The organism is Actinoplanes sp. NPDC051388, assembly GCF_055586225.1.
Map to the genome: position 1 here is coordinate 45,142 of NZ_JBVJIP010000003.1, position 19,654 is coordinate 64,795.

Sequence of the window (19,654 nt, forward strand, 5' to 3'; positions counted from 1 at the left end):
CATGCGCTACATGATGTTCGTCTGCACCGACACCGAGCCGGAGACCGCCGAGAACGCCGCGCCGCCGATCGAGCAGTGGGTGGCGGACACCTATGGCAAGGGCCGCGCGGTGCTGGGCGAGCGCCTGGCCGGGGCGAACACCGCCACCACCGTCCGGGTGCGCGGCGGCGAGCTGCTGCTCACCGACGGCCCGTTCGCGGAGACCAAGGAGGTCATCTGCGGGTTCGACATCCTCGAGTGCGCCGACCTGGACGAGGCGATCGAGATCGCCCGCAACCACCCGATGGCCTACGCCGGCCGGATCGAACTGCGCGCCTTCGACCCGCTGAACCTCGACGACTGATGGAGGAGGTCGCCGCCGCCGCCCGGGAGTCCTACGGCCGGATCGTCGCCACCCTGATCAGGGTGACCGGCGACTGGACCTTGGCCGAGGACTGCACCCAGGAGGCGCTCGCGGCGGCGCTCGAGAAGTGGCCGGCCACGGGGGTGCCGGCCAATCCGGGCGGCTGGCTGATGACGGTGGCGCGCAACCGCGCGATCGACGTGCTGCGCCGGGCCACCGTCGAGCAGCGCAAGCTGCAGGAGCTGGCCGCCCTGGCGGACGACCCGCCCGAGCCCGGGAAGGAGACCGAGGAAGTGGACGACGACCGGCTGCGACTCGTGTTCACCTGCTGCCACCCAGCGCTCGCGCTGGAGGCCCGGGTCGCGCTCACCCTGCGCACGGTGTGCGGCGTGCCCACCGCCGAGATCGCCCGCGCGTTCCTGACCAGCGAGTCGACGATGACGCGGCGGCTGACCCGGGCCAAGACGAAGATCGCGGACGCGCGCATTCCCTATCGGGTGCCGAGCGGACCCGCGCTGGGCGAACGGCTGCCGGGCGTGCTGGCGGTGATCTATCTGCTGTTCACCCAGGGCTACAACCCGGACGGCGAGGCGGCCTTCGCGGACGAGGCGATCCGGCTGGCCCGGCTGCTGCGGCGGCTGATGCCCGACCAGCCGGAGATCGCCGGGCTGCTCGCGCTGTGCCTGTTCCAGCACAGCCGGCGTGACGCCCGGGTGGACGCCGACGGCAACCTGCTGACCCTGGACAAGCAGGACCGCGCGCTCTGGGATCGCAGCGCGATCGCCGAGGGGCGCGCGCTGCTGGCGGTCACGCCGGTGGCCGGACCCTATGGCGTGCAGGCCCGGATCGCCGCCTGCCACACGCACGACGAGACGGACTGGCCGGCGGTGGCGAGCTGGTACGACCAACTGGCCACCCTGCAGCCGACGCCGGTGGTGCAGCTGAATCGCGCGGTGGCACACGGTTTCGCCACCGGACCGGACGCCGGGCTGGCGCTGCTGACCGAGGCGCGCGCCACCGGCGCCCTGGACGGCTACGCGCCGGCCGTCGCCACCGAGGCGGAGTTCACCGCCCGGCGCGGCGACCATCCGCGCGCCGCGGCCCTGTTCCGCGAGGCCGCCGAACTGACCACATCACCCGCCGAGCGGCGCGCTCTGCTCGGCCGAGCAGAGGAGCTGACGTGACCACACCGACCGTGGAGTTCAACGGAGACTTCAGCGAGCCCGGCGCGAGCCCGGTGCCGTGGGCCGAGGTCGACCGGATCCTGACCGACGCCCAGATGTTCTGGCTGTCCTCGGTGCGCACGGACGGCCGCCCGCACGTGACCCCGGTCCCGTGCGTCTGGGTGGACGGCACGCTGCACTTCTGCACCGGCGACAAGGAGCAGAAGTCGGCCAACCTGGCGGTCAATCCGCGGGTCGCGATCACCACCGGCACCGACCAGCTGCATTCCGGCGTGGACGTGGTGGTCGAGGGCGAGGCGGTGCGGGTCACCGACCACGACCGGCTGGTCGAGCTGGCCGCGATCTGGAAGGCGCGGCTGGACTGGGACTACACGGTCGGCGACGACGGCTTCGGCGACGTCGTCGGCCGCATCGGGCTGGTCTTCGGGGTGCGTCCGGCCAAGGTCCTGTCCTTCGGCAAGAACCCGCACACCCAGACCAGGTATCGCTTCTAGGCCAGGGCTCGCAGGGCGGACACGCTGCGCCGGACGTCGGCGACCGGCCCCTCGCCGATCGGCTCGGCGGTCAGGATGGTGTCCTGTTCGAGCACCCACCAGCCGTCGTAGCCCTGCTTGCCGAGCGCGCCGGCCACCGCCGCGAAGTCCACGTCGCCGGCCCCGATCGGGCGGTACATCTGCCGGGCCACGGCCTCGGTGTAGGTGAGGTCGCCGGACTGCACCTTGCGGGCCAGGCTCAGGTCGACGTCCTTGGCGTGCACGTGCGCGATCCGGTCGGCGGCGTCGGCCGCGAGCACGGCCGGGTCGGTGCCGCCGATCAGCAGGTGCCCGGTGTCCAGGCAGAGTGGGATGCGCGAGCCTTCCAGCACGCGCTCGACCTCCGGGCCGGTCTCGATCATCGTGCCGACGTGCGGGTGCAGCACCGCCCGGAAGCCCTTCGCCAGCGCCAGCTCGTGGAAACGGTCCAGAGTGGACAGCAGGCGGCGCCAGCCGGCCGGGTCGAGGGCCGGGCGCTCGTCGTAGCCGTCCCGTCCGGTGGCCGCGGCCAGCACCAGCACCTCGCCGGAGAAGGACGCGACGGTGTCCACCGGATCGGTGTCCGTCGCGTGCAGCTCGACCGGCACGAAGCCGCCGAGCGCGGTCAGCTCGAACCTGGTCAGCAGCGGCTCGGGATCCGGCGGCAGGAAGCCGTCCGGGCCGTACTCGGTGGCGGTCAGGCCGACCTCGTGCATCTCGCGCAGCACGCGCTCGGGCGGCAGCTGATGTCCCCAGCCGGGCACTTCGCAGACTCCCCAGGAGATCGGCGCTCCGGCGATCCTCATACCTTTACCTCACTCAACCGCACCGGCCGGTGCTCGCGCAGGGACAGGGTGCAGGCCTCGGCGATCCAACCGGCCTCGACGGCGTCGGCGACCGTGCACGGCGACTCGCGCTCGCCGCCCACCAGCTCGGTGAAGGCGGCCAGCTCACGCCGGTACGCGTCGATGAAGCGGTCCATGAAGAACTGGTGCGGCGGCAGGGCCGGAAAGGTGACGCCCGGCTCGGCGGACCGCATCGGCAACCGGTCGTCCAGGCCGGCCGCGATGCTGTCCGCCGAGCCGTGCAGCTCCAGGCGCACGTCGTAGCCGCGCCCGTTGTACCGGGTGTTCGAGACGACGGCGAGCGTGCCGTTGTCCAGGGTCAGGACGGCCGCCGTGGTCGACGCGTCGCCGATCTCCTGGAAGACGGCGTCGCCGCGGGAATCGCCGGTGGCGTACACCTCGACCACCTCGCGCCCGGTGACGAACCGGATGGTGTCGAAGTCGTGCACGCTGCAGTCCCGGAAGATCCCGCCCGACCCGGCCAGATAGGCGGCCGGCGGCGGCGCCGGGTCCATCGTGGTCGACCGCACGGTGTGCAGCCGGCCCAGCTCGCCGTTGCGCACGGCGTCCCGGGCCCGCACGATGGCCGCGTCGAACCGGCGGTTGTAGCCGATCTGCACCTGGGCGTCCTTGCAGTGCCGCAGCACCTCGGCCGCCTCGGCCGCGCCCCGGGCCACCGGCTTCTCGCAGAAGACCGGCAGGCCGGCCTCGACCCCGGCCAGGATCAGTTGCGGGTGCACGTCGGTGGCGGCCGCGATCACCAGCCCGTCGATCCCGGCCGAGATCACCTCGCCCGCGGACGACCGGAACGCGTCGCCATAGGTCGCGGCGTGCCCCGGCGCCGGGTCGTGCACCACCAGGTCGACGCCCAGCCCGGTCAGCGTCTCGGCGTGGAACGCGCCGATCCGCCCCAGCCCGATCAGTCCCAGCCGCATCAGTCCATCCCTCCGAAAACGTTCTGGTCCCAGTCGATGACCGACCCGGTGACCACGCCGCTGCGCGACGAGAGCAGGAACACCACGAAGTCGGCGATCTCGTCGATCTGGCCGAGCTTGCCCATCGGCAGCCTCTTGGCGGCCTGCTCGCGCCAGTCGTCGCCGCCGTCGTGGAAGCGCCGCTGGATCTCGTCCTCGCCCGGGGTGTCGGTCCAGCCGATGTCCAGGCCGTTGATCCGGATCCGGTCGAAGCGGTGCGCGTGCGCGGCGTTGCGGGTCAGTCCGGCCAGGCCGGCCTTGGATCCGGCGTACGACGCCAGATAGGGCTGCCCGCCCAGCTCCGACGTGGTGATGATGTTGACGATCGTGCCCGGCTCACCGCGCCGCCGCATGTCCCGCACGGCCGCCTGCATCAGGAAGAACGGGCCGCGCATGTTCACCGCGACATGGGCGTCGAACAGCTCCGGCGTGGTGTCCAGCAGGCTGCCGCGGGTGGTCAGCGCGGCCGCGTTGACCAGGCAGTCGATCCGCCCGTGCCGCTCGATCGTGGCGGCCACCGACGCCTGGGCGCTGGCCACGTCGCCGACGTCGGCCCGCACGTAGCCGAGATCGGGGTCGCTGAACGGGCGGCGTCCGGTCACCACGACGGTGGCGCCCTCGCGCGCGGCGGCCCGCGCGATGCCCAGCCCGAGGCCCTGCGTGCCGCCGCTGACCAGCGCGACCTTTCCCTCCAGAAGACTCACGCCCTGAGAATGCTTTCGGTAACCGTGCTGTAACAAGGGGCCGAGAACATCAAAAAGCCCTCAGCCGTTTCGGGTGCTCCTCCGGCGGGCACCGTGGACGCTTATGGATCGCTATCGACTCCTCGAACGGCTGGGCGCCGGCGGCATGTCGGTGGTGTGGCGCGCCCACGACGAGGTGCTCGACCGGGCCGTCGCGATCAAGGTGCTCTCGCCGGATCTGGCCGCCCGCCCCGGCCTGCCCGCCCGGATCCAGCTCGAGGCGCGGGCCGCCGCCCGGCTGCGTCATCCGCACGTGATCGAGGTGCACGACTACGGCGAGACCGACGACGGACTGCCCTTCGTGGTGATGGAACTGGTCGAGGGTCGCTCGCTGGCCGACCTGCTCTCCGGCGGCGGGCTGCCGTGGACGCCGGCCGTGACGATCGGCGCGCAGGTGGCCGACGCGCTCGCCGCCGCGCACGCCCAGGGCATCGTGCATCGCGACGTGAAGCCCAGCAACGTGATGGTCACGGCCGACGGCGTCAAGCTGGTCGACTTCGGCATCTCGGCCAGTGCCGGGGAGGCCGACGGCGAGGGCGGCGAGATCTACGGCACGCCGGCCTATCTGGCGCCCGAGCGGATCGGTGGCGGCGTGGTCCGTCCGGCCACCGACGTGTACGCCCTCGGCCTGCTGCTCTATCTGACCCTGGCCGGCCGCCTGCCGTGGGACGCGTCGACCACCACCCAGATGCTGCGCGCGCACGTCTACGCCGACCCGGCCGGCCTGCCCCCGGTGCCCGGCCTGCCCTCGGCGGTGTCCGCGCTGATCCGCCGCTGCCTGGCGAAGCGCCCCGGCGACCGGCCCAGCGCCCAGCAGGCGGCCGGCATCCTGGCCGACGCGGCCGGCCTGGTCGCGCGGCCCAAGCTGCTCGTGTCGCCGACCCCCACGTCGACCAGCCCGATCCCGACCACGGTGATCCGGGACCGCCGCCGCCCGGTGCTGGTCGGCGCGCTCGCCGCGGTGCTGGTCGCGACCGCCGGCGTCGGCTGGTTCGCCCGCAGCCCGGAGGCGCCGCCCCCGGCGACGCCGGCCGCCGTGGCGCCGCAGCCGCCGACGGCCGACGACGCGCTCGGCGACGCACCGGCCACCAAGACCACGAGCAAGAGCACGGACACCGTCACGAAGTCGGCGCCGAAGCCGCCCGAGAAGCCCGAGAAGGTGGAGCCGAAGAAGCCGAAGAAGCCGAAGCCGCCGGGGAAGCCGGACAACAGCGGCCCGGGCAGCGCGAACAGCGGCAAGGGCAAGAGCGGGCCGGGCTGAGACCTCAGACGTGCGCGGTGGCGCGCGCCGACCAGCGGATCGCCTCCATGTAGTGCGCGGCCAGGTCCCGTCCGCGCACATCCCCGGCGTCATAGGCGTCGACCACCCGCAGCACCTCGCCCAGCGGCCCGCTGCCGTCCACCAGCGCGGCGGACACCTCGGCGGTCAGCGGCAACTGCTCGGCCAGCGTGGCGGACGGCGTGCCCAGCAGCTCGGCGACGCCGCTGACCAGCCCGGCCATGAACGCCGCCTCCCGGGGCGCGCCCACCGACGGCGCCACGTTCTCGCTCAGCCGGGCCCGGGTCAGCGCGCCGACCATCTGCTCCTCGGTGGCCTCGGCGATGTCGTCGATCACCATCAGCATCGCCCACTGCCGGATGTGCGCCAGGCCGATCATCACCACCGCCTGCCGCACCGAGGAGACCCGGCTGGAGCCGCCGGCCGCCGCCGAGTTGCTGGCGCGCAGCACGCGCATGGAGAGCGCCGGGTCGGTGGCGATGATCGACAGCACCGATTCGAGGCTGGAGTCCGGGGCGTTCAGGGCGCTGAGCAGTTCCAGGCGGCGCAGCCTCGTCGGCGAGATGCTCGCGGTGGAGAGCACCTGTGGGCGGCTGAGCGCGTACCCCTGGCGGAGCTCCATGCCGTGGTGGTCGGCGAGCGCGAGCTGCGCGGGGGTTTCCAGCCGTTCGGCGACGATCTGGATGCGCGGGTGGCGGCGGATCTCCGCGACGATCGCGTCCAGGTCGGTGAGGTCGCCGTCCAGGAGGTCGAGTTTCACGTACGAGGCGAGCGGCAGCAGGCGCTCGTGGCCGGAGCCCATTACGAAGTCGTCCAGCGCGATCCGGTAGCCCTGCTCGACCAGCGCGGTGATGCCGGCGATCACCCGTTCGTCGATCGCCACCGTCTCCAGCACCTCGAGCACCACCTGCTCGGGGCCGAACGGCAGGGTCAGCTCGCCGGTCAGGAACTCGGTGGTCAGGTTGAGGAAGCACGGCCGGCCGCCGGTCACCTCGTGCAGGCCGAACTCGGTGAACGCGCTGACGATCACGTGGCTGGTGGCGTAGGTGTCCTGGCGGCCCGCCTCGATCGCCTCCACGCTGCCGCGGAACAGCAGCTCGTAGGCGACGACGGTGCCGGCGGCGTCGAAGATCGGCTGCCGGCCGACGTGCACGAGGTGGGCGCCGAGGGTCACATCTGCCACATCGGCACGCAACGCTCAGACTTGAGCCCCGTCCGGGATCTCGACCACCGTGCCGGAGCGCCCGGAGGCGATCAGATCCAGCGCCGCCGTCACGATCACCTCCGGCGGGATCAGCGGTGGTGTCGCGGCGCGCTTCTCCGGCGGCATCGCGGCGACCTCGTCCTGCGCCCGCTCCAATCCGGCTGCGCCTTCACGTACTCCGGGTCATGGAGGCGCCGCCAGCTGCGCGACCACGAGTGCGAGAAGGCGCAGCCGGCTTTCGAGGCGCCGTACTCGGGGGAGCCGTATGCGTCGGTGGCGGCGCCCGCACTGGACGCGATGTTGACGATCGCGCCGCCGCCACGCGCCCGCATCGGCCCCAGCACGAGCTGGCTGAGCAGCATCGGGGTGAGCAGGTTGAGCGTCATGGTGGCCAGCCAGGCGTCCGGTGGCGCCTCCGGGAACTGCTTCGGGCCGGGCGTCCACCCATCGGCGTTGTTCACCAGCACCGCGAGCTCGCCGTTGTCCACCGCCAGCCGGACCAGCCGCCCGCATTCCGAGGGGTCGCGGAGGTCGGCCTCGGCCGCGAGCCCGGTGACGCCGAGGTCGGAGACCAGGCGCGCGGTCTCCGCGGCGGCCGCTGCGTCGATATCGGCGACCAGCACTCCGGTGCCGCTGCGAGCCAGGCCCAGGGCGAGCGCGCGGCCCAACCCGGAACCGCCCGCGGTCACGATTGCGAGATCCATGCCACCACCGTAGGTCAATGAGTTGCGTCGATTACTGAGTCGATTTACAGTCGACGCATGCCCTATGCGACGGAATCGACGCCGACCAACGCCGACGCGCTGATTCAGGCGATGGCGACCATGCCCCTGGACGACCCACGCCGGCCCGCGCTGCGCTCCCGGGTGATCGAAGCCTGGCTCCCGCTCGCCAAGCACCTGGCCGCCCGCTACCACGGCCGCGGCGAGCCGGCCGACGACCTGGTGCAGACCGCGGTGGTCGGCCTGATCAAGGCGGTCGACCGGTTCGACCCGGAGCGCGGCTTCGCGTTCGCCGGGTTCGCCATCCCGACCGTGCTGGGCGAGGTCAAGCGCCACTTCCGCGACCGCACCTGGTCGGTCCGGGTGCCGCGGCGCACCCAGGAGATGCGGATGGCGATCACCGACGCCAACAACAAGCTGCTGCACACCCTCGGCCGGTCGCCGACGGTGGCCGACATCGCGGTGTTCCTGCAGGTCACCGAGGAGGACGTGCTGGAGGGCCTGGAGGGTGCGCGGGCCTATCAGGCGACCAGCCTCAGCACGCCGGTGGCCGGCGACAGCGTCATGGAGCTGGCCGACACGCTGGGCGGCGAGGACCACGAGTTCGAGCTGACCGAGCTGCGGATCACCCTGGGCCACGCGCTGGCCACGCTGAACGAGCGCGAGCAGCGCATTCTGTCGCTGCGGTTCTACGGCAACATGACCCAGTCCGAGATCGCCGCGAAGGTCGGGTTGTCGCAGATGCACGTGTCCCGGCTGATCGCCCGCGCGCTCGACAAGCTGCGCGTTGGCTTGCGGGGCGACTGAAAGAAGTAAGCAAACTCCCGGAATTCCCTGACAGCCTCTTGTGAAGCGGATCACACTCCGGCTACGGTCGCGTCGTCCTCACACAAGAGAAAAGAGATTCGTCGATGCCGCCTGCCACCGGGATCATCGCCGTCCTGACCGGCCTCGCCACCGTCGCCGCGTTACCCGTCCCCGCCGCCGCGCACAGCACCGAGCCGGTCGTCACTCGCGCGGCCCTCGACCCGGCACTGGTCGCCGGGCGCGGCGCGAACGTCCGCTTCCTCGAGCAGGAGGCGGAAAACGCGCGCACCACCGGGGTCGTGATCGGCCCGGACCGCACCCCGTACACCATCGCCTCGGAAGCCTCCGGCCGAAAGGCCGTCAAGCTCGCGCCGGGGCAGTGGGTCGAGTTCACGCTCCCGGCCGCCGCCAATGCGATCACGGTCCGCTACAGCATCCCGGACGCTGCCGAGGGCGGTGGCCTGCGCGCGCCGCTGGACGTCAAGGTCAACGGCAAGGACCGCAAGACCATGGCCCTGACCTCGGAGTACGGGTACCTCTACAACCAGTACCCGTTCTCCAACGACCCCCAGGGCGACCTGCTGCACCCGGACTGGTGGATCGCCGAGTGCGCCTGCGTGCCGGCCGCCACCACGCCGGCGCCGGTGATCAGCAAGCCGTTCCGCCCGATGAAGTTCTACGACGAGCAGCGACTCAAGCTCGGCCGGACCTACCGGGCCGGTGACCGGATCCGGCTCACCGCCGGCACAGCCGTCCCGTGGACCGTGATCGACCTGCTCGACTCGGAGCTGGTCGCGCCGCCGCGGGTCATTCTCACATCCGTCAACGTGCTGCTGCTCGGCGCCGACCCGACCGGCCGGCGTGACTCGGCGCCCGCCTTCGACCGGGCCATCGCGCTCGCCCGCAAGCTGCGGCTGCCGGTCTACGTGCCGCCGGGCACCTTCCAGGTCAACCGGCACATCATCGTCGACGACGTGACCATCGAGGGCGCCGGCAACTGGCACACGATCATCAAGGGTCACGAGGTCGCGCTGGCCGAGCCCACCCCGGACGGTTCGGTGCACACCGGCGTCGGTTTCTACGGCCGGGACGCGGCCGACGGCGGCAGCCACCACGTGCACCTGCGCGGCTTCGCCATCGAGGGCGACGTGCGCGAGCGGATCGACACCGACCAGGTGAACGGCGTCGGCGGTGCGCTCAGCGACTCGACCATCAGGGATCTGCACATCCGGCACACCAAGGTCGGGCTCTGGTTCGACGGCCCGATGCGCAACCTCGCCGTGCGCGACACCATCGTGGTCGACCAGATCGCCGACGCGCTCAACTTCCACACCGGGGTGACCGGCTCGTCGGTGCGCAACTCGTTCATCCGCAACACCGGCGACGACGGCCTCGCGATGTGGTCGGAGAAGACCGCCGACGCGGGCAACGTCTTCGACCGCAACACGGTGCAGACGCCGACACTGGCGAACGGCATCGCGATCTACGGCGGCACCGACAACACCGTCTCCGGCAACCTGGTCGCCGATCCGCTGCGCGAGGGCAGCGGCCTGCACGCCGGGTCCCGATTCGGCGCCGAGCCGTTCGCCGGCCGGCTCGACTTCACGAACAACACCACGGTCCGGGCCGGCGGGCTCGACCTGAACTGGACCATCGGCCTGGGCGCGATCTGGTTCTATGCCCTCGACCGCAGCATCGCCGCGGACGTCCGGGTCACCGGCGACCACTACCTGGACAGCAGCTACAACGCGATCATGCTGGTCTCCGAGTTCGGCGTGAAGGACGTCTACTCGATCGACGGCGTCAAGTTCCAGGACATCCACATCGACGGTACGGGCACCAGCGCGGTCAGCGCACGCACGGCCGGATCGGCGTCCTTCCGGAACGTCGACGCCCGCAACGTCGGGGCGCAGGGGGTCAACAACTGCGGCTCGTTCCACTTCACCCCGGCCGGCTCCGAGTTCACGCTGACCGACCTCGGCGGCAACGACGGCGGCTGGCTCGGCCCCTACCTGCCGAACGTGATCAGCTGCCAGGACCGGCCGCCGGTGGTCACGCCGCCGGCGCCCGGCCCGTGGAGTGGTTTTTGATGGTTTGCATCGCCTGCCGGGAGATCTCCGTCCTGCCAGACTCGGGTGCATGGAGACTCTCGGCGTGGCGGTGGCCGGCTTCGGCTGGATGGGCCGCGTGCACACCCAGGCATACCAGCGGCTGACCCACCACTTCCCAGGGCTGGGCGTGCGCCCGGTGCTGGTGGCGGTGGCCGACGAGGTGCCCGGCCGGGCCGACGAAGCCGCCGCACAATATGGCTTCGACACCGCGCTCACCGATTGGCGGGCGCTGGCCGGCGATCCGCGTGTCCAGGCGGTCAGCGTCGCGGCGCCCAACTTCCTGCACCGGGAGATGGGCGTCGCGCTGGCCCGGGCCGGCAAGCACATCTGGATCGAGAAGCCGGTCGGGCTCACCGCCGAGGACGCGGCGGCGGTGGCCGCCGCGGTGCACGAGTCCGGCGTGCAGGGCACGGTCGGCTTCAACTACCGCAACGCGCCGGCCGTCGAGGCGGCCCGCGAGCTGATCGCGGGCGGCGAGCTCGGCGCCGTCACGCACGCCCGGTTCCGCTTCTTCAGCGACTACGCGTCCCACCCCGAGGGCGCGCTCAGCTGGCGGTTCGAGCGGGCCCGCGGCGGCAACGGGGTGCTCGGGGACCTGGCCGGGCACGCCGCCGATCTGGTCCGCCACCTGCTCGGCGAGATCACCTCGCTGGTCGCGGACACGGCGATCTTCGTGCCGTCGCGAGCTCGGCCGACGGGCGCCACCGCCGGCCACACCCGGGCTTCCGGCGGCGAGCTGGGCCCGGTGGAGAACGAGGACTACGTCTCGGCGCAGCTGCGGCTCGAGTCCGGGGCGCGGGCGGTGCTGGAGGCCAGCCGGGTCGCGGTGGGCGAGCAGAACGCGTACGGCTTCGAGGTGCACGGCACCCGCGGCTCGGTGTTCTGGGACTTCCGCCGGCTGGGCGAGCTCAGGGTCAGCGTCGGCACGGCATATCAGGACCAGTCGGTCAGCACCATCTACATCGGACCCGGACACGGAGAATACGCGGCATTTCAGCCCGGATCGGCCAACTCCATGGGCTTCGACGACCTCAAGGTGATCGAGGCGTCCCGCTTCGTACGCTCGATCGCCGAGGGCAAGGCCTATGGCACGACCCTGGACGACGCCGTGGCGAGCGCCCGGATCCTGGACGCGATGACCGCTTCGGTGGCCCGCCGGGGCTGGATAGATCTCATGAAGGCAGATATTTCCATCTAGGCATTTACTGTGCGGTTGCTGAATGGCAGCGTGGCCGCATGATACGGAGAGCTGCGCTTGTCACAGCGCTGATTGCCGCAGTGGTGGGGGCGTCGGCAACACCGGCGACCGCCGCGGCGCCGAAACCGAAGTTCACGCACTTGAACCCGGGCGCGCCGGCCAAGTTGACCGAGAAGGTGCCGGTCAACATCGTCTTCCTGGGTTACGACCGCAACGAGGTCGACAAGTCGGACTTCGTCGCCGGCCTGGCGAAGACCTACGAGCCGGAGAATCGCTCGGCTCAGTGGTACGGGGAGACCGACAAGCTCGGCATCAAATACACGTACGACTACAACATCTCTTATGCCGACAAGGCATATCAGGACAAGTTCTTCAAGCGGCTCGGCCAGCTCGCCACCCCGGCGCCGCTGACCGTGTTCCAGGAGGAGTACAACGCCCAGGAGAGCAACGTCCTGGACATCACCGAGAACAACTACATCGACGCACCGACGGTCGAGCGCTACCTGGCCTACAACCCGCCGCGCGGGGTGAACACCAGGCAGAACACGATCTTCCTGATCGACTGGTACGGCCGCTCGGACTTCAAGTTCCACCTGTACCAGAAGACCGGCGAGCCGGACCCGGACACCGGTTACGACTTCGGCCTCAACCGGGGCAGCCGCAAGATGATGGCGTGGGGCGGCACCACCGCGGACGACGAGGAGACCGGCCTGGGCTCGACCCGCCGCGTCTGGTTCGCCGACCTGTCCGCCGGCCCCGAGGCGAACATGGCCAACTACATCGTCGACGAGCTCGACGTGGACGGCGACGGGGCTCCGGACTACCGGATGCCGCCGTCCTGGGAGTACACGGAGGACGGTTTCCGGTCGCCCGACGCGATCGCCGGCGACCTCTCCAAGATCACTCGGTACGTGGCCCTCGACCTGCTGATGACCACGTCCCCGCTCTACCCGGTCACGCTGCCCTCGTCCACCGGCCTGCCGAAGTCGGTCAACCTGGACAGCAACACGTACGAGGGCTGGTCCGGTGTGGACGCCTCGGCTGAATACATCAAGCCCGACCTGCTCGTCGAGGAGACGGCCGACCTGCGCTGGCGCAACCGGCTCAGCTACGACAACCAGGACCTCGAGCTCAACGGCAAGGCCCTCGAGTGTTTCCAGGGTCTCTACGTGACCGGCGAGCCCTGCTACGAGGGCCAGGAACTGCCGCCGGACGCCAACCTCTATCTGAACGCGGTGGAGAACGACGCCACCCTGCGCGACGACGCCGGTGAGGTCGACTACGAGCTGCCGTACGTGAACTACGCGACCGGCGAGGACTACCCGACCCCGCTCGGGTTCGCCGACGACAACTGGACCGACGGCACGCAGAGCTACGTGTTCTCGTTCCTGTCCCCGGGCATCGTCGAGGCGGGCTACGGCCTGACCACCACGATGATCCACGAGGGCGGTCACCACCTGGGCATGAGCCACCCGCACGACGGCTGGGACAGCGAGTCGGGCACGGACGTCGGCCCGTCGGGTGACTTCTACTTCGCCTGGATCGGCGACGAGAGCAACTCGATGATGAGCTACATCGACGTGAACTGGGACTTCAGCCAGTTCGACCGGGACAACAGCGACCGGTTCCTGACCGCGGCCTACCACGAGGGCGCGAACCGTCTGGCCGCCGATGTGCTCGCCGCCAAGGACGCCCGCAAGGGCACCGCCGACCTGCGCACGGCGGACCTGCTGCTGGGTCTGTCGAAGAAGGCGTTCGCGAAGCACGAGTACCGCATCGCCTACACGCTGGCCGAGCAGGCGTACAACAAGACGGTGGCGGCCGCGAAGAAGGCCGGCGCCGACTCGGGCGCGGTGGCCCGGGCGATGAAGGCCGAGGCCGAGCAGGCGCGGGTCTCCAGCAAGGTGCACGACCCGCACGAGTTCATCGACACCCTGGTGCCGGGCAACAGCCCGCGTTCCCTTCCCTGATTCGCACCGGCCGGTGCCCGTCGCTCAGGCGGGCACCGGCTGGTCGAACTGGGTGCGATAAAGCTCCGCATAGCGCCCGCCGGCGGCCAGCAGGTCGGCGTGCCGGCCGCGCTCGACGATCGCACCGTCCTCCAGCACCAGGATCTGGTCGGCGGACCGGATGGTGGAGAGCCGGTGCGCGATCACCACGCTGGTCCGGCCGGTCAGCGCCTCGCCCAGCGCGGCCTGCACCGCGGCCTCCGAGGTCGAGTCGAGATGCGCCGTGGCCTCGTCCAGGATCACCACCCGCGGCTGGGAGAGCAGCAGCCGGGCGATGGTGAGCCGCTGGCGCTCGCCGCCGGAGAGCCGGTAGCCACGCTCGCCGACCACCGTCTCCAGCCCGTCCGGCAGCGATTCGATCAGGGCCGCCAGCCGCGCCCGGCGCAGCACATCCCAGAGTTCGTCCTCGGTCGCGCCCGGCCGGGCGAACAGCAGGTTCGCGCGGATCGTGTCGTGCAGCAGGTGACCGTCCTGAGTGACCACTCCGAGCGCGTCCCGGATCGAGTCGGCGGTCAGGTCCCGCACGTCGGCGCCGGCGAGCCGCACCGCACCCTGCTCGACGTCGTAGAGCCGGGGCAGCAACTGGGCGATCGTCGACTTGCCCGCCCCGGACGAGCCGACCAGCGCGACCATCTGGCCGGGCTCCGCCTTGAACGACACGCCGTGCAGCACCTCTTCACCACCGCGGGCGTCCAGCTTGGCGACATCCTCCAGCGAGGCGAGCGAGACCTTGTCCGCCGACGGGTACGCGAACCGCACGTTCTCGAACTCGACCGCCACCGGGCCGTCGGGCAGCGGACGAGCCTCCGCCTTGTCCACGATCATCGGCTTCAGGTCGAGGATCTCGAAGACCCGGTCGAAGCTGACCAGCGCGCTCATGATCTCGACACGGGCACTGGCCAGGGCGGTCAGCGGCGCGTAGAGCCGGGACAGCAGCAGCGCCATCGCCACCACGGTGCCGGCGTCCAGCTGCCCCCGGACCGCGGCCACGCCGCCCACGCCGTACACCAGGGCGAGGGCGAGGGAACCGACCACCGTGAGGGCGGTGATGAAGACCCACTGCAACATCGCCGTGCGCACGCCGATGTCGCGCACCCGCCAGGCCCGCGCGGCGAACTCGGCCGACTCCTCCGCCGGGCGGCCGTAGAGCTTGACCAGGGTGGCACCGGGAGCGGAGAACTTCTCCGTCATGCGGGTGCTCATCGCGGCGTTGTGGTCGGCCGCCTCGCGCTCGAGCCGGGCCAGCTTGGTGCCCATCCGGCGGGCCGGCAGCACGAAGATCGGCAGCAGCACCAGCGCGAGCAGAGTGATCTGCCACGAGAAGCTCAGCATCACGGCGAGCGTGAGGACCAGCGTCACGGTGTTGCCGACCACCCCGGAGAGGGTGTCGCTGAACGCCTGCTGGGCGCCGATCACGTCGTTGTTGAGGCGGGAGACCAGCGCGCCGGTGCGGGTGCGGGTGAAGAACGCCACCGGCATCCGCTGCACGTGGTCGAACACCGCGGTGCGCAGGTCGACGATCAGGCCTTCGCCGATCCGCGCCGACTGGTAGCGGGTCAGCAGCCCGAGCCCGGCCTCGGCCAGCGCGATCAGCGCGATGGCCACGGCGAGCCAGATCACCACCCCCTCGTCGCGCCGGTCCACGACGGCGTCCACGATGCGGCCGGCCAGCACCGGCGACGCCACGGTCAGCACCGCGGCCACCACGCTGCACACCAGGAACAGCGCGATGAGTCGCCGGTGCGGGCGGGCGAAGGCCCAGATCCGTTTCAGGGTCGCCTTGGAGAACGGTCGTTGATCACGCTGATTCATCGCGTGATGCAGGGACATCCACGCGGTGACTTCCATGCTCATCCAGGGAGGCTAGAACCTGCAGCAAGGTTCAGGTCAACCGGTTAAACCGTCGACCGGCGCGAGGTAGCCGATCAGGGCCCGGCGCAGCTCGCCGATCAGGGCTTCGCGCTCGGCGCCGGTGGCCGCCACGATCGGCGGCATCATCGCCTTGACGATCTGCACGGCGACCGTCGCGTAGCGCCCCCCGTCCTCGGCGGAGAGCGCGGGGGAGCGGGCCGCGAGCACCGCCGCCACCCGCCCGGTCACCGCCTCGTGCAGTGGCCGGGTCGCGGCGGCCAGCGCGGCCGGCATGTCGGTGTTGCCGAACAGCGTCTTGGCGCCCGGGTTCGCCACGTTGAACGCGATCAGCGGCTCGATCATGCGGTCCACCAGCTCGTCCAGCGCCATCTTGGTGACCGGCCGGTCGGCGAATGCGGCGGCGTGCGCCTGCCTGGTCGCGTCGCCCAGCCGCTGGGAGAGCGCCTCGGCGATCTCCTCCTTGTTGCGGAAGAACTGGTAGAGCGAGCCGGGCGAGATGCCGGCCCGGGCGGCGATCGCGTTGGTGGACGCGGCCGGGTAGCCGACCTCGGCGAAGAGCGCGAGCGCCGCGTCCAGGATCTCCGCGATGCGCTGCTCGCCACGAGCCTGCCGCTTGACCAAGACGCCACCCCTTGAAAACGCGAGTCATCGCTCGTACTTTAGAACGCAAGCGACCGCTCGCATTATTGCATCCGGAGGTCGGCGTGTTCCTCGTCCGTCATCGTCGCGCCGTCCTGTGGGCCGGCCTGCTCGTCACCCTGGCGCTCGGCGTGCTCGCCGCCGGCACGCTGAACGCCCTGGTGCTGAACCGCTGGGAGGCGCCCGGCACCGAGTCGGTGCGCGCGCAGGAGGCGCTGGAGCGCGACTTCGACACCGGCAACGCCAACCTGATCCTGCTGGTCACCGCGCGGGCCGGCACCGTGGACGCGATCCGGGACGAGGGGATCGCGCTGGGCGCCGAGCTGGCGTCGGATCCGCGGGTGGGTGACGTCTGGTCGTACTGGTCGCAGCAGCAGGATCCGACGCTGCGCAGCGCCGACGGCCGGCAGGCGCTGGTGCTGGCCTGGGTGCGCGGCGAGCCGACCGAGGCGCGGGCGCACATCCGCGACGCGCTGCTGCCCGCCTTCACCCGCGAGAACGGCGCGATCCAGGTGCGGGTGGCCGGCGGCGAGGCGGTGGCGGCCCAGGTGAGCCAACAGGCGACCGAGGATTTCGTGCGCGCGGAGCTGCTGATCGTCCCGCTGATGGTCGGGTTGTTGATTCTGCTCTACCGGCGCGTCCGGCTGGCCCTGATGACGCTGGGCGTGGGCCTGTTCGCGGTGATCGCCACGCTGGCCGGGCTGCGGTTGCTGGCCATGGTGACCGAGGTGTCCACGTTCGCGGCCAACGTGACCCTGGTGATGGGCATCGGGCTGGGCGTCGACTACTGCCTCTTCGTGATCGCCCGCTTCCGCGAGGAGCTGATCGCCGGCGCCGCGGTGCCTGCGGCGGTGGCCACCACGATCCGCACGGCCGGGCGCACCGTCGTCTTCAGTGGACTGACGGTGGCCGCCTCGTTGTCCGCGCTGCTCGTCTTCCCCTATTCGTTCCTGCGCTCGTTCGCCTATGCGGGCGTGCTCGTGGTGGTGACCGCGGTGCTGGGCGCGCTGGTGCTGCTGCCCGCCGGACTCGCGGTGCTCGGGCCGCGCGCGTTGCGCCGCGGCGTACCGAGGAGTCGTGGTTTGTGGTTGCAGTGGGGGTCTGCGGTGATGCGGCGGCCGGTGCTGTTCGCGCTGGCCGGCCTGGCCGTCGTCGGAGTCCTTGCCACGCCGGCCGCGGGATTGCGGATCGGCCTGCCGGACGACCGCGTGCTGCCGCCCGCCGCCTCCACCCGGCAGGTCTCCGACGAGTTGCGCGCGGGCTTCGCGACCGAGCCCAACGACGCCTTCCAGGTGGTCGCGCCGGCCGGCGCCGAGCCGCAGGTGCCCGCGGTCGCCGCCGCGATCTCGGCCATCCCGGGGATCGCCCGGGTCGAGTCGGTGGCCGGGATCTATGTGGACGGGGTCCGCCGCGGGCCGCCGGTCGACCCGGACCGGCTGCGCGGCACGACCCGGCTGCGGCTGGAGGCGGTGCCGACCCGTTCCTCGCTCGGCGGGACCGAGGTGGGCGAGCTGGTCGCCGCCGTCCGGGCCGCCGCGACACCCCTGGGCGCCGCCCTGGTCGGCGGCGACCCGGCCGAGCTCACCGACTTCCGGCGCACGCTGATGGACCGGGTGCCGCTGGTCGCGGTGCTGATCCTGCTCGTCGGCTTCGGCCTGATCATGGCGATGACGCGCAGCCTGCTCATCCCGCTCAAGGCCACGGTCCTCAACCTGCTCAGCCTGGCCGCGATGTTCGGCGTGCTGGTCCTCGTGTTCCAGAACGGCGCCTTCGCCGGCCTGCTCGGCTTCACCCCGGTCGGCACCCTGGACCCGGCCTTCCCGATCCTGATGTTCTGCGTCGCCTATGGCCTGTCCATGGACTACGAGGTCTTCCTGCTGTCCCGGATCCGCGAGCGCCACCAGGCCACCGGCGACAACCGCCGGGCCGTCCTGGAGGGCTTGCAGCGAAGCGCCCCGCTGGTGACGGCGGCGGCGATCATCCTGGCCGTCTCCTTCTCCCTCTATGCCACCGGCGACGTCATGTATCTCCAGATGATCGGCGTGGGGGTGGCCGTCGCGATCCTGGTCGACGCCACCGTCATCCGGGGCATCCTGGTGCCGGCCCTGATGCGCCTGGCCGGCGACGCCAACTGGTGGTTCCCGTGGCCGCAACGAATTCCTGTTATGCCAATTGACACAGCTGAAAATCGACCCTATCGTTCCGGGGGTGAGCGAGGTTCGAGGGCGCGGCCGGCCGCGCAAGGACCCGGAGCGGCTGGCGCGGTGGACGCCGCCGGAGGGGTGGTCGCGCCTGGTCGCGTGGGTCTCGCCGGAGGAGAAGAGGGCGCTCAAGAGGTTCGCGGTTGACGCGGACGTCTCGGTGGCGGACCTGGTTCGGTCACTGGCGGCCGGCTTGGCGGAGGGGGTGATCACCCCCGATGAGCTGATCGGCCACGTTCGGAAAGGAGCGCAGGTCATGGAGAAGATTCCGACGTTGTTCGAGCGCGACGACCACTTCCGGGTGGTCGACCGCCCGCGGCCCGAGTGCGCCTGGGTGTTCGAGGGCGAGGGCACGCCGACCGAGAAGCTCGACGGCATGAATGTGCGCCTGACCGTCCGCAGCGGGCAGCTGGTGCGGGTGGAGAAGCGGCGCAACCCGAGCAAGCTGCAGAAACAGCAGGGCATCGTCGACGGGTGGTATGTGGACACCGACGAGGCCGGCAGCGAAGACCGGTGGATCCTGACCGCCGCCCGCGCCACCGACGTCAGCGGCTGGCCGGACGGCGAGCACGCCTGCGAGGCGCTGGGCCCGCGAGTGCAGGGCAACCCGCTCGAGCTGACCGAGAGCCGGTGCGTGCCGTTCAACCTCGAGGCGCCGGTCTTTCCGGAGGTGCCGCGGGGCTATGCCGGGCTGCGGACCTATCTGGCGACGCTGGAGAGCCGTTATGCCCCGGGCCACCTGGCCGAGGGCATCGTCTTCCACCACCCCGACGGGCGCCGCGCCAAGATCAAGCGCAAGGACTTCCCCCTGGCGCGGTCCGGCGTCAGCTGAGGGACGGGATCGGGCCGAGCATCTCGATCCCGTTTTGCGCGGCGATCTCCAGCACCTCGGCCATCTCCGGTGGTGGGGGGGGGGGGGGGGGGCGCAAACCCACCACAGATGAGAGCGGCCCCCGAGCCCCCCAGGCATGGGGGAGCCAAAACCCAGAATTCGCCGGCGGACCTGTGCGA

At 71.3% G+C, this 19,654-nt stretch carries 18 protein-coding genes; 10 read left to right on the forward strand and 8 right to left on the reverse strand.

The window, feature by feature from the left end; genetic code table 11:
- Window position 1 precedes the first annotated feature (1 nt).
- From ACZ6TI_RS08485 to ACZ6TI_RS08495, 3 genes are read left to right on the forward strand one after another with little or no spacing between them, the layout of a single operon-like run.
- Window positions 2-343, forward strand: coding sequence for a YciI family protein (locus ACZ6TI_RS08485; RefSeq protein WP_465344358.1), 342 nt, complete (start codon window positions 2-4; stop codon window positions 341-343).
- On the forward strand, window positions 343-1,527 hold the full coding sequence (locus ACZ6TI_RS08490) for an RNA polymerase sigma factor (protein WP_465344359.1): 1,185 nt from the start codon (window positions 343-345) through the stop codon (window positions 1,525-1,527). Before ACZ6TI_RS08485 ends, ACZ6TI_RS08490 begins: the two co-directional genes overlap by 1 nt.
- Window positions 1,524-2,021 (forward strand): pyridoxamine 5'-phosphate oxidase family protein, encoded by a 498-nt coding sequence (locus ACZ6TI_RS08495; RefSeq protein WP_465344360.1) that lies wholly within the window; start codon window positions 1,524-1,526, stop codon window positions 2,019-2,021. The genes ACZ6TI_RS08490 and ACZ6TI_RS08495 overlap by 4 nt, the downstream gene beginning before the upstream one ends.
- Here ACZ6TI_RS08495 and ACZ6TI_RS08500 read toward each other — a convergent pair.
- The 3 genes from ACZ6TI_RS08500 to ACZ6TI_RS08510 are packed head-to-tail and all read right to left on the reverse strand — an operon-like array spanning window position 2,018 to window position 4,562.
- A complete protein-coding gene (locus tag ACZ6TI_RS08500; protein WP_465344361.1) occupies window positions 2,018-2,845 on the reverse strand; it encodes a TIM barrel protein in 828 nt (275 codons plus the stop codon). The two genes, ACZ6TI_RS08495 and ACZ6TI_RS08500, sit on opposite strands and share 4 nt — an antisense overlap.
- Window positions 2,842-3,819, reverse strand: coding sequence for a Gfo/Idh/MocA family protein (locus ACZ6TI_RS08505; RefSeq protein ID WP_465344362.1), 978 nt, complete (start codon window positions 3,817-3,819; stop codon window positions 2,842-2,844). Before ACZ6TI_RS08505 ends, ACZ6TI_RS08500 begins: the two co-directional genes overlap by 4 nt.
- Window positions 3,819-4,562: an SDR family oxidoreductase gene (locus tag ACZ6TI_RS08510; RefSeq protein WP_465344363.1), complete on the reverse strand. Its 744-nt coding sequence runs from the start codon at window positions 4,560-4,562 to the stop codon at window positions 3,819-3,821. The genes ACZ6TI_RS08505 and ACZ6TI_RS08510 overlap by 1 nt, the downstream gene beginning before the upstream one ends.
- A 103-nt stretch (window positions 4,563-4,665) precedes the next feature.
- Between ACZ6TI_RS08510 and ACZ6TI_RS08515 the strand changes: the two genes are divergently transcribed.
- Window positions 4,666-5,862, forward strand: coding sequence for a serine/threonine-protein kinase (locus tag ACZ6TI_RS08515; protein WP_465344364.1), 1,197 nt, complete (start codon window positions 4,666-4,668; stop codon window positions 5,860-5,862).
- Between the two features lie 4 nt (window positions 5,863-5,866).
- Here ACZ6TI_RS08515 and ACZ6TI_RS08520 read toward each other — a convergent pair whose 3' ends face one another.
- Genes ACZ6TI_RS08520 through ACZ6TI_RS08530 form a run of 3 tightly spaced genes read right to left on the reverse strand, consistent with a single transcriptional unit; the run spans window position 5,867 to window position 7,788 of the window.
- Window positions 5,867-7,063 carry an EAL and HDOD domain-containing protein gene (locus ACZ6TI_RS08520; protein ID WP_465344365.1) on the reverse strand — a complete coding sequence of 399 codons (1,197 nt, stop codon included), beginning with the start codon at window positions 7,061-7,063 and terminating at the stop codon, window positions 5,867-5,869.
- 15 nt (window positions 7,064-7,078) lie between these two features.
- Window positions 7,079-7,210, reverse strand: coding sequence for a hypothetical protein (locus ACZ6TI_RS08525; RefSeq protein WP_465344366.1), 132 nt, complete (start codon window positions 7,208-7,210; stop codon window positions 7,079-7,081).
- The gene (locus tag ACZ6TI_RS08530) at window positions 7,174-7,788 is read right to left on the reverse strand and encodes an SDR family NAD(P)-dependent oxidoreductase (protein WP_465344367.1); all 615 of its coding nucleotides are present in this window, start codon (window positions 7,786-7,788) and stop codon (window positions 7,174-7,176) included. Before ACZ6TI_RS08530 ends, ACZ6TI_RS08525 begins: the two co-directional genes overlap by 37 nt.
- A 57-nt stretch (window positions 7,789-7,845) precedes the next feature.
- Here ACZ6TI_RS08530 and ACZ6TI_RS08535 point away from each other — a divergent pair, with 57 nt between their 5' ends.
- From ACZ6TI_RS08535 to ACZ6TI_RS08550, 4 genes are all read left to right on the forward strand, one after another.
- Window positions 7,846-8,613, forward strand: a complete 768-nt coding sequence (locus tag ACZ6TI_RS08535; protein WP_465344368.1) for a SigB/SigF/SigG family RNA polymerase sigma factor — start codon at window positions 7,846-7,848, stop codon at window positions 8,611-8,613.
- 104 nt (window positions 8,614-8,717) lie between these two features.
- Window positions 8,718-10,703 carry a glycosyl hydrolase family 28-related protein gene (locus ACZ6TI_RS08540; protein ID WP_465344369.1) on the forward strand — a complete coding sequence of 662 codons (1,986 nt, stop codon included), beginning with the start codon at window positions 8,718-8,720 and terminating at the stop codon, window positions 10,701-10,703.
- A gap of 49 nt (window positions 10,704-10,752) precedes the next feature.
- Complete coding sequence (locus tag ACZ6TI_RS08545; RefSeq protein ID WP_465344370.1) at window positions 10,753-11,922, forward strand: Gfo/Idh/MocA family protein; 1,170 nt, start codon at window positions 10,753-10,755, stop codon at window positions 11,920-11,922.
- A 140-nt stretch (window positions 11,923-12,062) separates the two neighbouring features.
- The gene (locus tag ACZ6TI_RS08550) at window positions 12,063-13,892 is read left to right on the forward strand and encodes a zinc metalloprotease (RefSeq protein WP_465344371.1); all 1,830 of its coding nucleotides are present in this window, start codon (window positions 12,063-12,065) and stop codon (window positions 13,890-13,892) included.
- Window positions 13,893-13,916: 24 nt separating this feature from the next.
- On the opposite strand, the gene ACZ6TI_RS08555 is transcribed toward ACZ6TI_RS08550, so the two are convergent.
- Together ACZ6TI_RS08555 and ACZ6TI_RS08560 are read right to left on the reverse strand one after the other, a co-directional pair.
- A complete protein-coding gene (locus ACZ6TI_RS08555) occupies window positions 13,917-15,785 on the reverse strand; it encodes an ABC transporter ATP-binding protein (RefSeq protein WP_465344372.1) in 1,869 nt (622 codons plus the stop codon).
- A 33-nt stretch (window positions 15,786-15,818) separates the two neighbouring features.
- A complete protein-coding gene (locus tag ACZ6TI_RS08560) occupies window positions 15,819-16,424 on the reverse strand; it encodes a TetR/AcrR family transcriptional regulator (protein WP_465344373.1) in 606 nt (201 codons plus the stop codon).
- Between the two features lie 83 nt (window positions 16,425-16,507).
- Between ACZ6TI_RS08560 and ACZ6TI_RS08565 the strand changes: the two genes are divergently transcribed.
- Both ACZ6TI_RS08565 and ACZ6TI_RS08570 read left to right on the forward strand, forming a co-directional pair.
- Window positions 16,508-18,790 carry an MMPL family transporter gene (locus ACZ6TI_RS08565; protein WP_465344374.1) on the forward strand — a complete coding sequence of 761 codons (2,283 nt, stop codon included), beginning with the start codon at window positions 16,508-16,510 and terminating at the stop codon, window positions 18,788-18,790.
- 109 nt (window positions 18,791-18,899) lie between these two features.
- Complete coding sequence (locus ACZ6TI_RS08570) at window positions 18,900-19,475, forward strand: hypothetical protein (protein WP_465344375.1); 576 nt, start codon at window positions 18,900-18,902, stop codon at window positions 19,473-19,475.
- Window positions 19,476-19,654 lie beyond the last annotated feature (179 nt).

Bases quoted from the DNA above. Each gene is read 5' to 3' on its own strand.
- ACZ6TI_RS08540 (WP_465344369.1), top strand. From the start codon at position 8,718: ATGCCGCCTGCCACCGGGATCATCGCCGTCCTGACCGGCCTCGCCACC.
- ACZ6TI_RS08490 (WP_465344359.1), top strand. From the start codon at position 343: ATGGAGGAGGTCGCCGCCGCCGCCCGGGAGTCCTACGGCCGGATCGTC.
- ACZ6TI_RS08535 (WP_465344368.1), top strand. From the start codon at position 7,846: ATGCCCTATGCGACGGAATCGACGCCGACCAACGCCGACGCGCTGATT.
- ACZ6TI_RS08500 (WP_465344361.1), bottom strand. From the start codon at position 2,845: ATGAGGATCGCCGGAGCGCCGATCTCCTGGGGAGTCTGCGAAGTGCCC.
- ACZ6TI_RS08515 (WP_465344364.1), top strand. From the start codon at position 4,666: ATGGATCGCTATCGACTCCTCGAACGGCTGGGCGCCGGCGGCATGTCG.
- ACZ6TI_RS08555 (WP_465344372.1), bottom strand. From the start codon at position 15,785: ATGAGCATGGAAGTCACCGCGTGGATGTCCCTGCATCACGCGATGAAT.
- ACZ6TI_RS08505 (WP_465344362.1), bottom strand. From the start codon at position 3,819: ATGCGGCTGGGACTGATCGGGCTGGGGCGGATCGGCGCGTTCCACGCC.
- ACZ6TI_RS08485 (WP_465344358.1), top strand. From the start codon at position 2: ATGCGCTACATGATGTTCGTCTGCACCGACACCGAGCCGGAGACCGCC.
- ACZ6TI_RS08545 (WP_465344370.1), top strand. From the start codon at position 10,753: ATGGAGACTCTCGGCGTGGCGGTGGCCGGCTTCGGCTGGATGGGCCGC.
- ACZ6TI_RS08525 (WP_465344366.1), bottom strand. From the start codon at position 7,210: ATGCCGCCGGAGAAGCGCGCCGCGACACCACCGCTGATCCCGCCGGAG.
- ACZ6TI_RS08570 (WP_465344375.1), top strand. From the start codon at position 18,900: ATGGAGAAGATTCCGACGTTGTTCGAGCGCGACGACCACTTCCGGGTG.
- ACZ6TI_RS08530 (WP_465344367.1), bottom strand. From the start codon at position 7,788: ATGGATCTCGCAATCGTGACCGCGGGCGGTTCCGGGTTGGGCCGCGCG.